The 16,186-nt window shown below is 71.1% G+C and carries 5 protein-coding genes; 3 read left to right on the top strand and 2 right to left on the bottom strand.

All coding sequences use genetic code 11. The features are described from left to right. Nucleotides 1–48 precede the first annotated feature (48 nt). Complete coding sequence (locus tag BA175_RS05505; protein ID WP_069170058.1) at nucleotides 49–459, bottom strand: ACT domain-containing protein; 411 nt, start codon at nucleotides 457–459, stop codon at nucleotides 49–51. A 432-nt stretch (nucleotides 460–891) separates the two neighbouring features. Here BA175_RS05505 and BA175_RS05500 point away from each other — a divergent pair, with 432 nt between their 5' ends. Next, nucleotides 892–1,248 (top strand): hypothetical protein, encoded by a 357-nt coding sequence (locus BA175_RS05500; RefSeq protein WP_069170057.1) that lies wholly within the window; start codon nucleotides 892–894, stop codon nucleotides 1,246–1,248. Between the two features lie 99 nt (nucleotides 1,249–1,347). Here the strand turns inward: BA175_RS05500 and BA175_RS05495 are convergent, their stop codons facing one another. Continuing rightward, nucleotides 1,348–1,611: a DUF5133 domain-containing protein gene (locus tag BA175_RS05495; RefSeq protein WP_069170056.1), complete on the bottom strand. Its 264-nt coding sequence runs from the start codon at nucleotides 1,609–1,611 to the stop codon at nucleotides 1,348–1,350. A 1,314-nt stretch (nucleotides 1,612–2,925) separates the two neighbouring features. Between BA175_RS05495 and BA175_RS05490 the strand changes: the two genes are divergently transcribed. Continuing rightward, a complete protein-coding gene (locus tag BA175_RS05490) occupies nucleotides 2,926–6,858 on the top strand; it encodes a non-ribosomal peptide synthetase (protein ID WP_254667810.1) in 3,933 nt (1,310 codons plus the stop codon). After that, nucleotides 6,855–16,172 carry a non-ribosomal peptide synthetase gene (locus tag BA175_RS05485; protein WP_069170055.1) on the top strand — a complete coding sequence of 3,106 codons (9,318 nt, stop codon included), beginning with the start codon at nucleotides 6,855–6,857 and terminating at the stop codon, nucleotides 16,170–16,172. Before BA175_RS05490 ends, BA175_RS05485 begins: the two co-directional genes overlap by 4 nt. Nucleotides 16,173–16,186 lie beyond the last annotated feature (14 nt).

Raw genomic sequence — 16,186 nt, 5'->3', positions numbered from 1 at the left:
CTCGTCCCGAGCACCTCGAATGCCCTTCCCGGAGAACCACTGAGGCTACTACGCGACGCCTGCCGCGGATCTCCGGGAGAGCCCTTCGAGCAGTTCCATGGCACGCTCCGCCGCCTCGTACGGCACGAAGAGGTGGTCGTGGTGGAATCCGGCCACCACGTTGCAACTGACGCCGGCACGCGCGAGTTCGTGGGCGACCGCGGCGGTCAGGCCCACCGCGTCCAGGGCGGAGTGCACCCGCAGGACCAACCACCCGGCCACGTAGTCGTACGTCAGCCCCGCCGCCTCGGCATCCTCCTGCCGCAGCACCAGGGTGAGGCCTTCGAGTTCGGCCACCGTGACGACCGGAGTCACCCCGGGAGGAATGCCTCCGGCCACGGTGGTGAACACGTAGCGTCCCGGATTCATCTCGGGCCGCATGTAGGTCAGAAGTCGTTGCAGGTCAGTCTCGCCAGGCACGGGTGACACCTTATACAGCCGGGTGGGCGGAGGGCGCACCGAGAGCGGCGGGCCGGGCTGTCGTTCGACCGATCCGGGGGCGGTCGGTCATGTGATCGTGCCGTCGGACCCGTTGCCCCGCACCCCGCGCGGTACCCGCAGCGGCGCGGACCGCATGTGCGGGCTCGGCGGGGGATGCCGACGCCCCCCGGGCCGGGCCGACGGGATCGCGGGGGGCGGGACGAGCGGCGGGCGGAAATGAGGGAGTCGTGGCCGGGCCCGGCCGCCGCCAGGAGTGCCCGCGCGGCCGGGTCTCGGGCTCGGGCTCGGCGTACACGGCGGCGCATCGGAGTGAATTGGGCAGAGGTCGGCTTCCAGGCCGCTTCACTTCCGTATGCAGGGGCATATGGAAGTCCCGCGGCCGGATTCGGCGGCCGCCGTGAGGAGGCGACAATGGACACGGTCTGGGCTTACCCGGCGCATCTGAACCGCGTACTGGGCGAGGACATGATCGGCTACGGAGTGGAAACCCAGGACGGCGGTCTGGGCAGTGTCGTCAGGGTCTCCCAGGTTCCCGGCTTCGACCACGTGGTGGTCGATGCAGGAGTCTGGAAGTTCGGCAGGAGCGTCGTCGTACCGGTGGGTCTGGTGACAGCCGTCGACGACTCCGCGCGCGTGATCACGGTCTCGTGCACCAAGGACGAGATCATGGACGCCCCGCGCTTCGAGCGCGATCAGGACACCGGCGACCTCTTCTACCTGCGTTCGCTGGGCGCGTACTACGCATCCCTGGTCACCGTCTCGCAGTAGACATGACGCGGCGCCACCGACAGCATGGCGGTGGCGCCGTAGTGCTTCCCGAACGGTGGGCGCAGGCGCGCCGCCGACGGCGGAACGGGAGACGGCCGATCAGGCGGCCCGAAGGCGCTTGTCCTGCTGAGACCCCGTCAGGGTCTCGCCACCGGAGACACCGGCGGCACGCAGACCGAGTCTGGTGTCGGCGGCGTGCAGCGCCTCGGAGATCTCGCAGGTGCCGGTCATGACGCACAGGGTGCGGGTGGCGTCCTCGACCGCCCGGACCGTGACGTCCGTGGAACGGCGTGCGTCCTCGATACGGGCGTCGGCGTAGCGTGCCAGAGCTACTCGCAGGTCCTGAGGACTGGGTGTCAGCACAGCAGGTTCTCCTTCGGTGATCGATCACTCCGGATGCGGGCAACGCGTCGTCGCGTGTACCGCCGCCCCTGCGTGTACCCGCTCCCGGTCGGAGTACGCCCCCGTGGAGTCCGCCGGGCGTGCGCGATCCGGACGTTCCCCCGTCATGTGTGGCGTCCTGCACCACCCGGCCGCCCCTTGAACCCCTCCGGGCGTTCGGTGGCGACCGGTTCGGCTGGACGCCGTGGGCAGGGGGGACCGCCGTCCGAAGCCGGTGGATCCGCACCGGAGAGGCAAGCGGCGCCCCACACCTGACGTGGCAGCACCTCTGTCGCGGGTGAGGGGAGGGCGCCCGAGTACCGGAAGCTCGGGGATCAGGCCGGTGCGCGGAAGCCCGGGAGAGTTCGCGTATGTCCGCCGGGGAGGAGCCGGCCGGTCAGAACCCGTCCGCGGCGCGTTCAGCAGCTCACGGGTTGCCCCGCAGGTCCCGGTGGATCAGTGCATGGCATCGGATGCGGCCCATCGCACGGCGGAGGGATGTCCGCATCTTGACGGAAGCGGACGTGCCGTCAACGTCGCGCGATGCCGGGGCTGTGGTCGCGCGCCCGCCGTGCAGTGCGGGACGGCCCTCAGGCGTCCGACCCGGGGCCGGAGCCGAGGTCGGCGGGCGGCAGGGAGGAGTCCCCCGGCGACGGCCGTCCACGCCACCGCCCGGTCGGCCGAGCGAGGCACGGCGACACCCACGCACGTGTCCTCATGCGGTCCAACCTCTTCGGGCACCCCCCTTGACCTCGCACGGCGAGCCCAAACAGTATTCCGTCGCCGAATCGGTGTGGCGTTGGTCACAGTTGACCATGCAATCCGAGCGCACATAGCATCAACGGAAATGAGCCACCGCACGGACGGCCGAATTGGACAGGAGCGTACGCAACCGTTACTCCTCGTGCACCTCGCGCAACTTTATGGAGCCTGGGCAGACAGGTGACGATTCCCAGAAGCGCGGCGCGATACGCCGCCGAGTCCGTAAAAGTCCGGTTCGAAACCTGAATCAGCACGCCCTCCGCGCTGCCCCCACACCAGCGCGGACGGAGCGCGGACCAGGCAGCTCAGCCGACGACCCCGACCCGGGCCCCGTCGAAGACCCTGAATCCGTAAGGCGTTGTTTCAAAGCACACACACTTCCATGACAGCGCATACGTTCCGGACTTCGGCGCGACGATTCCGAGAAATTCGCATCCGATTTCCGTCACGCTCTCCTCTCGTGAAGGGCAATTCGTGTCTTTACCCCGCATCGCAGTCAGTAACCATTCCGGCGAGGAGAAGAATTCCGCGCCTTTGTCGCTGGCGCAGGAACGCCTGTGGGTCATGGCGCGCATGGACGGGGACGCCAGCGCCGCCTACAACGAGCCCATGCCCTTCGACATCCGGGGACCCCTGGACCGGGATCTGCTCGTCGAGGCGCTCCACGTCCTCACGGCCCGGCACGAGGCCCTGCGCACCCGACTGGTCCCCTCGGAGGGCACGGCGCTTCAACTGGTCGATCCGCCGGACACCCGGTTCCCGGTGACCTTCAAGGATCTGACAGGACTGGCCGACGCGGCCGAACGGCTCACGCGCATACGGCGGGAGGTGGAGGGCACCCCGTTCCGTCTGGGCGAGGAACCCATGGCGCGCGGCTGCTTGGTAGCGCTCCGAGCCGACCACCATGTCCTGATTTTGACGGTACATCACATCGTTTTCGACGGTTGGTCCCGCTCCCTGCTGCTGAAAGAGCTGGGCCAGGTGTACTCCGCGCTCCTCCAGGGGCAGGAGGTCCCGCTGCCGGAACTGACGTGGCAGTACAGCGACTACACGCGCTGGCAGTGGGAGTGGATGTCGGGAGACGAGCCGGTCCCGCACGCCGACTACTGGACCACCACACTGGCCGGGACGCCGGCTGTGACCACCCTCCCCACCGATCGGCTCCGCCCGCCCGAACAGGACTTCCGCGGCGCCCGGTTGCCGGTGACCGTCGACGAGAGCCTGACGCAGGCCCTGCGCGACCTGGCCTCGGACAACGATGTCACCCTCTACGCGACCGTACTCACCGGCTGGTCCGTGCTGCTGTCCTTGCTCTCCGGGCAGGAGGACGTCGTGGTGGGCGCCCCTACGTCGAATCGCCGGCGCGGGGACGTCGAGGGGCTGATCGGCTTCTTCGTCAACACCCTCGCCCTGCGCGCGGACCTCTCCGGCTCGCCCCGGGTCAAGGATGTACTGAAGCAGGTGAACACACGGATCCGTGACGCCTTGAAACACGTCGACCTCCCCTTCGAGCGCGTCGTCGAACTGGTCAACCCGCCGCGGAGTCCCGCCTGCACAGTCTTGTTCCAGACCATGTTCGCCTGGGTGCCCTCCATGCGGAGGGAACTCGAACTCCCCGACTTGGACGTCGCGTTGCGGGATGACGCCGCCCACGTCCCGGCGAAGTTCGACACGGTCCTGGCCCTGGCCGATGAGGGCCGGCACCTCGCCGGGGAGATCGACTACGCGGTGGCGCTCTTCGACCGGGAGACCATCGAACGGTACCTACGTCAATTCCTCCGGGTGCTGCGTCTGATGACCGAGCAACCCGATGCCGAGATCGCCGAACTGACGCTGCTCGACGAGGAGGAGCAGAAGGCGCTCCTCGCCACCTTCAGCACAGGGCCCATCGTGACCGGCCCGGCGTCGCCGGGCGTACTGGAGCGCTTCGCCGCGCAGGTCCGCGAACGACCCGGGCAGTGTGCGGTGGTGGCCAGCGAGGCGGAGCTGGACTACGCGGCACTCGACCGCCGCGCCAACCACCTCGCCCAGGCGCTCGTCGCGCGCGGTGCCGGCCCCGATCGCGTGGTGGGCCTGCACGCCGGACGTACGGCCGAACTCGTCGTCGGTGTGCTCGGGATCCTCAAATCCGGAGCCGCCTACCTGCCCCTCGATCCCGCCCAGCCCCCGGAGCGGCTCACCGCCATGGTGAGCGACGCCGCAGCGCTCCTCGTCCTGACCGACCGGAAGGACACCACGGACGAGGACACACAGCTGTGGGAACACCTGGCGAAGGTGGAGGCGGAGGGGACGCGCGACGAGGCGCCTGCCCTCGACGTCGACCCGAATCGGCTCGCCTACGTCATCTACACCTCGGGATCGACCGGCCGCCCCAAGGGCGTGGCGGTGACGCACCGCAGCATCGTCAATCTCCTCGACCACTGGCGTGAACTCATGGGGGACACCCCCGGTGAGGCGTCGTCGGCCTGGTCGAGCATCGGCTTCGACGCATCGGTGCACGAACTCCTGGTCCCGTTGACCACCGGCGCCGTGCTCCATCTGGTCCCCGACGAACTACGTGGGGACCCGGAGGCGTTGATGAACTGGATGCACGAACGCAGCGTCGTCCAGGCGTTTCTGCCTCCCTCCTACGTCCTGTGGATAGGCGAGGATCCGGTCGCACGCCTGGCAGGCTCCAGCCTGCGTCAGCTCCTCACGGGAGTGGAATCCCTGCCCGAGAGCACCCTGCACCGCATGCGGGAGCTGCTGCCCTCCCTGCGCATCTGCTTCGGCTACGGCCCGACCGAGGCCACGCTCTACTCCACCGCCTACACCGACCCACAGCCGTACGAGCGGCCGTGTCCCATCGGACGGCCGCTGCGTGGCACACGCCTCTACCTGCTCGACGGCCGGATGCGACCGGTACCCGTGGGAGTTCCCGCAGAGGTCTACCTCGGTGGAGCGAGTCTGGCCCGTGGGTATCTGAACCGGCCCGACATCACCGACGAACTCTTCGTGCCCGACCCGTTCGTCCCCGGTGAACGCCTCTACCGCACCGGTGATCTGGCGCGTTGGCTGCCGGACGGAAACGCCGAGTACGTCGGCCGCCGCGACGACCAGCTCAAGCTGCGCGGTTTCCGTGTCGAACCCGGTGAGGTCGAGGCGGCACTGCTCGCGGTCCCGGGGGTGCGGGAGGCCGTCGTCCTGGCCGATCGGGACACCCCCGGAGGCCCCCACCTGGTCGCCGGCGTGGGGTGTGACGCCGAGGGTGCGCGGATGCCGCACGAGTGGCGTACGGCCCTCAAGGACCGTCTTCCCGACTACATGATCCCCACCGTGGTGGCCGAGTTCCCGCGGCTTCCGTTGAACCGCAGCGGCAAGGTGGACCGGGCAGAGGTGCTGCGCGTCGCGGCGGCCACCCGTGCGGGGCGGGTCAACGCGGCCGCGCCCCGGGACCACGTGGAGATGGCGCTGTACCGGGTGTGGCGCGAGGTGCTGCTGCACCCGGACATAGGCATAGGTGACAACTTCTTCGACCTGGGCGGCACGTCGATCTCGGCGATCAAGATGGCGTCCGCGGTCCAGGAGGAACTCGGCGTCGTCCTGCCCGTCCGGGCCGTCATGCTGCACCCCACCATCGAGACGCTCGCCGAGCGGGTGCGCACGGGCGGCGGGGATGCCGCGCAGTCCTCGGAACTCAGCAGCCTGGTCGAACTGCGCCCGGGCGGCAGCGGACAGCGCGTGGTGTGTGTGCACCCCGCCGGCGGAACCGCGTTCTGCTACCTGCCCTTGTCCACCGAACTGCCCGACGAGGTCGGCGTGGTGGGGCTTCAGGCGCCCGGCATCAATCCCGGTGAATCCACTCTGCCCGGTATCGAGGCGATGGCCGAGGAGTATCTGCGGCTCGTCGACCCCCGTCCCGAGGAGGCAGTGGTGCTGTGCGGGCTCTCCTACGGCGGCCTGATCGCCTACGAGATGGGCCGCCGCCTGATGGCGGCCGGACACGGAAAGGTCAGCGTGGTCCTCCTCGACACCCACGGCGCCGAGGACGACGAGCAGCGCACCGCGATCGCGCCGGTCGGCATGGAGGAGTTCAGGGAGAAACTGGTGCGCTTCAACGGCATGTACCCGGGTATCGACGACGACCAGGTGGCCCGGTACCTGAACGTGTACAACCACCATCGCGAGACGACGCGCGACTACGCCGTACCCGATTCACCCGCCCGTGTCGTGCTGATGCAGGCGACGGCCGTGGAGGACGCGGACGCCGAGGGTGCTGCCGCTCGCCTACGCGCGTTCTGGAGGCGTCGTGTCAGCGGTGAGTTCGTGGCCGAGCCGGTCGCCTGCGGTCACTGGGACATGTTGGAGAGCGACGAACTACCGCGCGTCGCCGCCGTCCTCACCGCGGAACTGCACCGGCTGACCACCGAACACGATCAGCGCACATTGGAACGCACCATGCCTTCGGGCACGTCGGAGGCACGATGAAACCGCACGTCGAGACATCCCCCACCGACGTGGCCGAGAGCGTGGGCGCCCCGACCGGGACAGCCCGCGAGATCCACCGCCGAGCTCTTCTCGCACCACACGCCGAAGCGGTGGTCGATGGCGACGTCAGCCTCGACTACGCGACCTTGAACACGGCAGCCGCCGCGGTCGCCCGGGAGCTGCGGCGTCAGGGCGTCACCGCGGGACAGGCCGTGGCAGTGGCGCTGCCGCGGTCGTGGCGGCTGGTCTGCGTGATGCTGGGCGTACTGCGACTCGGGGCACGGGTCGTGCCGCTCGACGCCCAGAGCCCCGCCGAACGCCGTCACTTCATCCTCAGGGATTCCGCGGCGGTCGCCCTGGTGCACCGGCCGGGCGAGAGTGTCACCGGGCTGCCGCAGGACGTGCAGGCCCTCACCGTGGAGACCCTTCTGCCCCTTCCCCCCGGTGCGGGGGCCTCCGGCACCGTGGAGGCTCCGTCCGTCCCCGGCGAGGTGTCCTTCCTGTTCTACACCTCCGGAACGACGGGGCAGCCCAAGGGAGTCGAGGTCCGTGACGCAGGAGTCCGGCGACTGGCACAACCGGGCTACATCCGCGTCGACCCCGGTCTGCGCTATGCCTGCCTGGCCAATCCGGCCTTCGACGCGCTGAGTTTCGAAGTCTGGGTGCCCCTGCTGACCGGTGGCTGCTGCGTGATCCTGGGCGAGGAGGACGTGCAGACTCCCGAGCGGCTCGCCGCGGCCCTGCGGGACGGACGCGTGGACACCGTCTTCATCACCACGGCACTGTTCGACGCGATGGTCACGGCCGTGCCGGACTGCTTCGCCGCGGCCGGCGAGGTCCTTGTGGGCGGTGAGCAGCTCGACGCCCAGGTGATGCGCCGCTGGTACCGGGACAACGCGGGCAGCAGCACGCGTCTGTTCAACGCGTACGGACCGACGGAGTCCACCACCTTCGCCCTGTGCCATCCGATCCCGCGGGACTTCGACGGGGACGTGGTGCCGATCGGCCGACCGCTGCCGCAGACCGGCGCGGTCGTGGTCGTGCCGGGCCAGGAGCGGGTCGCAGCGCCCGGTGAGGTCGGCGAACTCCTGCTCAGCGGAGCCGGACTCGCCGCCGGATACCGCAACCTCACCGAGGAGACCGAGCGGCGTTTCGTACGCCTGCCGTGGCTCGACGGCGGCGAGGAGCCGCACTACCGCACCGGAGACCTCGTACGGGCCGACGACGACGGTCTGGTGGTCTACATCGGACGGACCGACCGCCAGGTCAAGGTCCGTGGCTTCAGGATCGAGCCCGGCGAGGTGGAGCGGCGCGTCCTCACCCACCCGGCGGTCCGGCGGGCCCACGTGTGCACCCGCCGCGCGGGCCGGGAGGGGCCCAACGAACTGCTGGCGTTCGTCGTCCTGCGTCAGGAGCTGTCCTACGAGGAGTTCGACGGCCATCTGACGGCTCACCTGCCCAGCTACATGCGACCCCACCACATCCATCGCGTGGCCGAGCTGCCACTCAACGCCAACGGAAAGGTCGACCAGGCCGCTCTGCTGCGGCAGGCCGGGCAGCCCTGGCGGCCCGCCGCCTCCCCCTCCGAGGGACCGGCCGCGACAGAGACGGAGCGCCGGGTCGTCGAGCTGGCCGAGGAGATACTCGGCGCCACCGGCCTCGGGCTCGGTGACCGGTGGATCGCCAGCGGCGGTGACTCGCTGAAGGCGCTCCGGTTCTGTTTCGCCGTACGACAGCGTTGGGGCCGCGAGCTGACGCCGGCGGCCGTCCTCCACGGCGACCTGGCCGCCGTCGCCCGGTCCCTCGTGACGGTCTCCCCGGGTGCGGAGAGCACCCTGCGGGGGCCGGTGGTCTCCGGTGCCCGCACGGCGCCCGCAACCAGCGAGCAGGAGCGGCTGTGGCTGGTACAGCGCCGCACCCCGGGCTCCCGGGCCTACTCCGTCGGCCAGGCCTACCGCGTGGACGGTCCCGTCGACGCCGCTGTCCTCCGGCGAGCCCTGCGCAGCCTGGTGGATCGCCACGCGGCGCTGCGGACGGGTTTCGGCCTCGGGCCGGACGGGTTGGAACAGACTGTCGGCGAGCCGTACGACCCCTGGTACGAGCCCGGCCACCGGCAGTCCTGGAGCGAGGACGAAGCGCACTCCTTCGCCGACACCTTCTTCTCCGAGCCCTGCGACCTCGCCGTCCCCCGCATGCTCAGAGCCTGCTGGCTGCCCCGTGACGGCGGCGGAACGCTCCTGCTGCACCTGCACCACATCGCCGTGGACGGCTGGTCGTTGAGCGTCCTGCTGCACGACCTGTCGGCGGCCTACGCCGGAAGCGACCGGCCCGCCGAGCCGGGACCGACCCCGCTGGACTTCGCCGTCTGGCAGCGGGATCGGTTCGCGAGCACGGACTACCAGGTGCAGCGCGACGAACTGCTCACGTTCTACCAGGGTCTGGAGGACCCGCAGGAGCCGCTGCCCGCCCGGGCGGCGGGACCGGCACCGCGGGCGCGCCTGCTGCACACGTCGCTCGACGTGCTGCGGCGGGCCCAGGTCGACCAGCTGTGCACTGCGTTCGGACTGACCCGGTTCCAGGTGCTGCTGACCGTGTTCACCTGGTGCCTCTACGGCGTGACCGGCCTGGTCCGCCCGCGCATCGCCGCTCCGGTCGCGGGCCGCCCGGTGCACGAGTTCGAGAACACCGCGGGCATGATGGCGAACACCGTGCTGCTGCCCCTGACCGTCACGCCCGGTGCGGACCTGCGCTCGCACCTCGCCCGCGCCGGGACCGCCACAGGGCAGGTCCTGGGACGCCAGGACGTGGCACTCTCGGACGTGCTGACCGGCTGGGAGGGCGTCGGCGACAGCACACCGTTCGACTTCCTGTTCGTCCTGGAGAACACCGACTTCGGGGCGCTGCGGCTGCCCGGCTGTGCCCAGGAACCCCTGTGGTGGGCGGGTCCGGAGGCCAAGTGCCCGATGACGGTCTCCGTGGTCGAGCATGCGAACGGACTCGACGTGCTGTGGGAGTACGCCGAGGACCGGTTCACCGGCGAGGACGTCGAGGCGATGGCGGAGTTGTTCCGGCGGGGCGTGGACGCCCTCGCGGCCGGTGGCGACTGCACCGCTCGCGCACTCGTCGCGCGATACCGGCACTCCCTCCCGCAGCACGGGCGTGGGCCCGCCCCGGACCCCGGCTTCACCACCGTCGCCGAGGGCTTCGCCCGGCAGGTCGCTCTCACGCCGGAGGCCCCCGCCGTCGTCACGGCCGAGGGTGTCACCCTGAGCTACGCGACCCTCGACGCCCGCGCCGCAGCCCTGGCCGCGGAGCTGGCCGACCGCTATCCGATCCCGGACGACGGCAGCCCCTGCCGGGCGGCCCTGTACCTGACCCCCTCCGCCGAACACGTGGTTGCGCTGCTCGCACTGGCACGGCTGAACGTCACCGCCGTCCCCCTGGACCCCTCCTACCCTGCCGACGTGCTGGGCCGCGTACTGGCGCAGATCGACCCGCTGTGCGTCCTGGTCACCCAGGACGGCTCGCCGGCGCTGGACCCGCTGCTCCCGGAGGGTGTGGTGCGCCACCTCGTCGCACCGGTGGACCCGGTGCCGGGCGAAGGCGACAGCGACGACACGAGTGCCCCGTACGACGGGCACCCGTGTCCTCGGCGCACGGCCGACGCGGCAGCACCCGACGGCATCCGCCCCCTGTACACGCTGTTCACCTCCGGCTCCACAGGCGTGCCCAAGGGAGTACAGATCCACGAGCGCACTCTGTGCGACCTGATCAGGTGGCAGTCCGGTCCCGGCGGCCTGACAGGCCCCGCGGTCACCCAGCAGTTCTCCATGTTGTCGTTCGACGTGTCCTTCCAGGAGATCTTCGGGACGCTGTGCACGGGGGGCAGCCTCCAGCTCGTACGGCCCGAGTGGCGTCAGGACGCGCCCGCGCTCCTGGACCGGCTGGAATCCGCGGGTGTCGAGCGGATCTTCATGCCGTACGTGGCCCTGCAGTTGCTCGCCGAGTACGCCGTCCGCCTGAACAGGTATCCCTCCCGGCTGCGCGACGTGGTCACCGCGGGGGAACAGCTGGTGTGCACCGACAGCATCCGGCGCTGGTTCGCCGGTCTTCCCGGAGCGCGCCTGTTCAACCACTACGGGCCGACCGAGACACATGTGGTCAGCGCGCTGTGCCTGGAGGGAGATCCTGAGCAGTGGCCCGAGCGGCCTGCCGTCGGACTCCCGGTGGCAGGCGCCGACCTGCGCGTGGTCGACGCCCAGGGCGACCCGGTCCCGGCCGGGTGCACCGGCGAGCTGCTGATCGGCGGCACCATGGCCACCCGCTGCTACCTCACCGACACCGCACAAGACGACACCCGCTTCGTCGAACTCCCCGGCGCGGGCCTGTTCTACCGCAGCGGTGACCTGGCGTTCTTCGACCGTGCGGGCCTGCTGCACCACGCGGGCCGCGACGACGACCAGATCAAACTGAGCGGGCACAGGCTGGAACTCGGCTCCGTCGAGGCGGCCCTGCTGCGCCATCCGGCGGTGGTCAACGCGGTCGTCACTCGTGAGGGAGACCGGTTGACGGCCGGCCTGGAGATCCGTGGCGAAGCGCCGTCCGCCGACGACCTGACCGCCCATCTGTCCGGTCTGCTGCCGTCCTACGTGCGCGTGGACCGCTACCGCAGGCTGGAGAGACTTCCCCGCACACCCAGCGGCAAGCTGGACCGGCAGGCGGTGATCCGGGCACCGGGGGAAGAGATACGCCGTTCCGCGAGCGCCCGTACGGGCCTGTCGGCCGCGGAGGAACGCCTCACCACCGCCTTCGAGGAGGTCACCGGGTCCTCGATCGCACCGGACCAGACCTTCTTCGAGGCGGGTGCCTCGAGTCTGGCCCTGATGCGCTTCCACCTGCGCTGCACCACGGCACTCGGGCTGCGCTTCCGTGTCGCGGACCTGTTCGAGCACGTCACCGTCCGCTCCCTGGCCCGCCATCTCACCGCCCCGCGGCCACTCACCCCGCCTGCGGAGAAGGACAACGGTGCCACCGGCCCCACCGAGCCGATCGCGGTCGTCGGCATGGCGGTACGGGTGCCCGGCGCCCCGGACCTGGCCGCCTTCTGGGAACTCGTGGTCTCCGGCGGCACCGGCATCCGCCGCATCGACGCGCCGGACGGATTCGTCGGTGCGCACAGCACGCTCGACGGCATGCTCGACTTCGACCCGGGCCACTTCGGCATCAGCCCGCAGGAGGCCCGTCTGATGGACCCCCAGCAGCGGCACCTGCTGATGGCCGCGGTGCAGGCCCTGGCACACGCGGGAGTGGCGGACACCGCGGCCGCCCGGGTGGGCCTGGTGGCCGGCGCAGGGGAGAACACCTACTTCCAGTCCCTGCTGCGCGAGGCCGACCCCGAGCACCTGCCCGACGGCTTCCAGCTCGCCCTGCACCATGAGAAGGACTTCCTGGCCACCAAGGTGGCGTACCACCTCGGGCTGACCGGTCCCGCCTTCAGCGCCCAGACCGCCTGCTCCAGCTCTCTGGTGGCCGTGCACCTCGCCGCCGGGCTGCTCCGGCAGGGCGAAGCCGACGTGATGCTCGCCGGAGGAGTACTCATCGACCCCAAGCTGACCGGCGGCTACCGCTACCGCCCGCAGCACATCTTCTCCGCGGACGGCGACTGCCGCCCCTTCAGCGACGACGCCACCGGCACGGTCGGCGCGAGCGGCGTCGGTGTCGTGGTCCTCAAGACGCTGCGGCAGGCACGGCGCGACGGAGACACCGTCTACGCACTGATCACGGGCTCTGCGATCAACAACGACGGTGCGGCCAAGATGAGTTACACCGCGCCGTCGCTGGCCGGACAGCGCGAGGTGATCCGGACCGCCCTGGCCCGCGCCGGACGCACGGGCGCCGACCTCGGATACGTGGAGGCCCACGGCACCGGGACCCGGCTGGGCGATCCGATCGAAGTGGGGGCGCTACGGCAGGCGTTCGGCGTGAGCGAGTCCGGCCGCTGCGCTCTGAGCTCCGTCAAGAGCCAGCTCGGCCACATGGGCGCGGCCGCCGGCGTGGTGGGACTCGTACGCGCGGTCCTCGCCGTGCACCACGGCACGCTCCCGCCCCATCTCAACTTCCGTTCCTTCAACCCGGAGATCGGCCCCGATCCCACCCCCTTCTACATCCCGGCCGAGGCCACGCCCTGGCGCGGGGAACACGAACGGGTCGCCGCGGTCAGCAGCTTCGGGATCGGCGGCACCAACGCCCACGTCATCGTCGAGCAGGACACCGCGCCCGGACCGGTGGCGGCCCGCGAGGTGCCCGGGTGCCTCGTGCTGTCGGCCTCCGGCGCGGACGCCCTCGCCTCCGACGCCGCCCGGATCGCCGACTACCTCCGGCTGCACCCGGAAGGGCTCGAACCGGTGCTGCGTCACCTCCAGTCCGGCCGGGTCGCTCGCCGTCTGCGGACCGCGGCACCCGTGACGGACGCCGCCGCGGCCGAACAGTGGCTGCGCGCGGTGGCCGCGGGAGAGGTGCCGCCCGGTACCGCGGACCCGGATGCGGTAACGGTCTCCGCGGCCGGTCGCACGGCCGGGGACCTCGCCGGGGACTGGGCCGCCGGGCACTCCGTCGACTGGGGGGCAGGCTCCGCTCCGGCGCCCTGGGACTTCCCACCCCCGTCCTTCTCCCTGGCCGCGTACGACTTCGGCCGGCTGCCCGAGGAGCCGCGCGAGGCTCCGGCCGCCACACCCCGGCGGCTCCCACGTGAGAACTGGCTGCACCAACCGCACTGGGTCCGAGTGCGCCGTGCCGCCGTCGCGGACACCACCGTGCCGGCCGGCCGCGCGCCCACCGTGGTCGTGGTGGCCTCCGGGAACACTCCACGGACAGCGCTCGCGCCCTTCGAGGCGGTGGCGTCGCGAGTGATCCGGGTGCGCCCGGCCGGCGCCTTCGCCCGCGGAGGACCGGACGCCTACGACGTGGACCCCGCCGATCCGGTGTCTCTGCGCAAGCTGCTGGACGCACTGTCCGAGGACGGCGTTCCCGCCTGTGCCGACCTGGAATGGGTGCACGCGCTGCCCCTCGACGTGACAGGCCCGGTGGGTCCCGGAACCCTGGAGCTCGCCCGTCACACCTGCATCGACACCACGGCCGCACTGGTCCAGGCACTGACCGGGCGGAACGGATCCCCTCGGGTGTGGTGGCTGTCCTACGGCGCACGGCCCGTGACGGGGACCGTGGACCGACCTGAACTGGGGCTCCTCGCCGGGCCGGTCGAGGTCGCCCCTCAGGAGTCCGTCCTGCACGGCCACTGGCTCGACCTCCCCGACGGCGACCTCACGCGCTGGGCCGGACACGTGGCCTCGATCGTCGCCGAGACACATGAAGCCGGTCCGGGCGACGGAACGGTCCTACCGCGCCAGCTCGCGCTGCGGCAGGGCTACTGGTGGCGGCAGGGCACGACGGCGATACCGGAGCCGGAGGGTGCGCGGCCCCTCGTACCGGCCGGAGCGGACACCGTCCACCTGGTGCTCGGCGGCACGGGCGGCATAGGCCGCGCCGTCGCCGCCTGGCTGCTCGAGCACACCCGCGGACGCGTCCTGTTGCTGTCGAGAGAGCCGCGGCTGCCCGAGGAGCTGAGCGGATGGTCCGACCGCGTCGGCCTCGTCCCGGCCGATCTCACGGCCCTGACGGTGCAGGAAGTGGCGGAGGCCGTCGCCGCCCACACGTCACGGCTGGACGGAGTCGTCCACGCAGCCGGGCTCGGACACGGAGGGCTGCTCGTACGCCGTGACGCCGCTGCGATGCGCGACGCCGCCGCGGTCCGCGAGAGGGGCGCACTCGTCGTCGAGCACCTGATCGCAGCCTTCCGCCCGGAGATCGCGGTCTACTGCTCGTCCATGTCCGCCCTGCTAGGCGGCGTCGGCCAGAGCGACTACGCAGCCGGCGCGAGCCTCCTCGACGGATTCGCCCACCACCGCGCCGGCGACACGGAGACGACCGTACGGATCGGCATCGACTGGGACATCTGGCGCGAGACCGGAATGGCGACCCGGGTCCTGGACGCGGACAGCCGCCATCAGGCGCACCTCGCGATCGGGCTGACCGTCGAGGAGGGCCAAGCCGTCTTCGCCCACGCCCTGGCCCTGCAACTGCCTCAACTCCTCGTATCCACCACCGACATCGATGCCTCACGCGCCTTCTACGCTCCTGCCGGGGCCGAGGGCCGGCCTTCGCGCTCCGGGGTGCACCCGACGGGCGGAGAGGAGGACGCCTCCGCCACCGGCGGCAGCCTGGAGCGGGCGGAGGCCCTGGCCGGGGTGGTCAAGGGTCTGCTGGGCGTGGACGAGCTGGACCCTGAGGACTCCCTCTACGACCTGGGGGCCGACTCACTGACCCTGATCAGCCTGATCGCCCAGATCGAGGACGACTACGGCGTCGAGGTCGACCTGGCCTCCTTCAGCCACCGCGTCAGTCTCACGGAGATCCTGAAGCACCTGGAGGCCCTGACCTGCGCCGAGCCCCCCGCCGGGACGGCCGCGAACGCTTCCCGGGTCGTCCTCGACATCTGGCAGGAGGGGACCGGTGCGGCCGTCCTGTGCCTGGTGCACCCCGTGGGCGGGGACATCCAGGCGTACCGCTCCCTGGTGGCAGCCCTCGGACCCGCACCGACGGTGTGCCTCATAGCCGACCCGGCACTCCGCGACGCCGGGATGCCCGCGTGGTCGCTGGCCGAGCGGGCCCATCACTACGACGTGGCGCTGCGTGCGCGCTTCGGCGGACCGGCCCACCGGCTGCACCTGGCCGGATGGTCCTACGGCGCCCGTGTGGCGATGGAGATGGCGGGCCTCGCCGAGGTGGCCGGCCGGCCACTGGAGGCCCTATACCTTCTGGATCCTCCCCCGCCCCAGGCAGAAGCGCTGGTCACCTCCTATGCCGAGGCTGACCTGGAGAAGGTGTTCGCCGCCGAACTCGGCGCGGGGGCGTCCTCGTTGCCGACCGAGCAGGCACAGGTGTACGCCGAGAGGCTGGCTCGCTGCTGCCGCGCGAATCTGCGCAGTCTCGGGGAGCACCACGTACGGCCGATCGTCTCCGTGCCCACGTATCTCTGGCTGGCCGAACACCCCACGGCGGGCATGCCCGCTCCCGCAGACCCTCAGGCCCTGGACGGGCAGTGGAACGACTGCCTGCCCCCGTCCGCCGTACGCAGTCATCTGCCCACGGACCACTACGGCATCGTCGCGGCACCCCACGTGGACACGGTGGCCGCGACCATCAGGGCGACGCTGGCGTCCCCCGGTGCCGGTGTCCACGGGACCACTGACCTGTAAATTCCGCCCCGTCT

The sequence above is a fragment of the Streptomyces griseus genome (genome assembly GCF_001715295.1).
Lineage (GTDB): Bacteria > Actinomycetota > Actinomycetes > Streptomycetales > Streptomycetaceae > Streptomyces > Streptomyces griseus_G.
This window is presented reverse-complemented; position numbering and strand designations above follow the sequence as displayed.

What these genes read in the sequence shown, in the direction of transcription:
- BA175_RS05500 (WP_069170057.1), top strand. Translation starts at nt 892, where the DNA reads ATGGACACGGTCTGGGCTTACCCGGCGCATCTGAACCGCGTACTGGGC.
- BA175_RS05485 (WP_069170055.1), top strand. Translation starts at nt 6,855, where the DNA reads ATGAAACCGCACGTCGAGACATCCCCCACCGACGTGGCCGAGAGCGTG.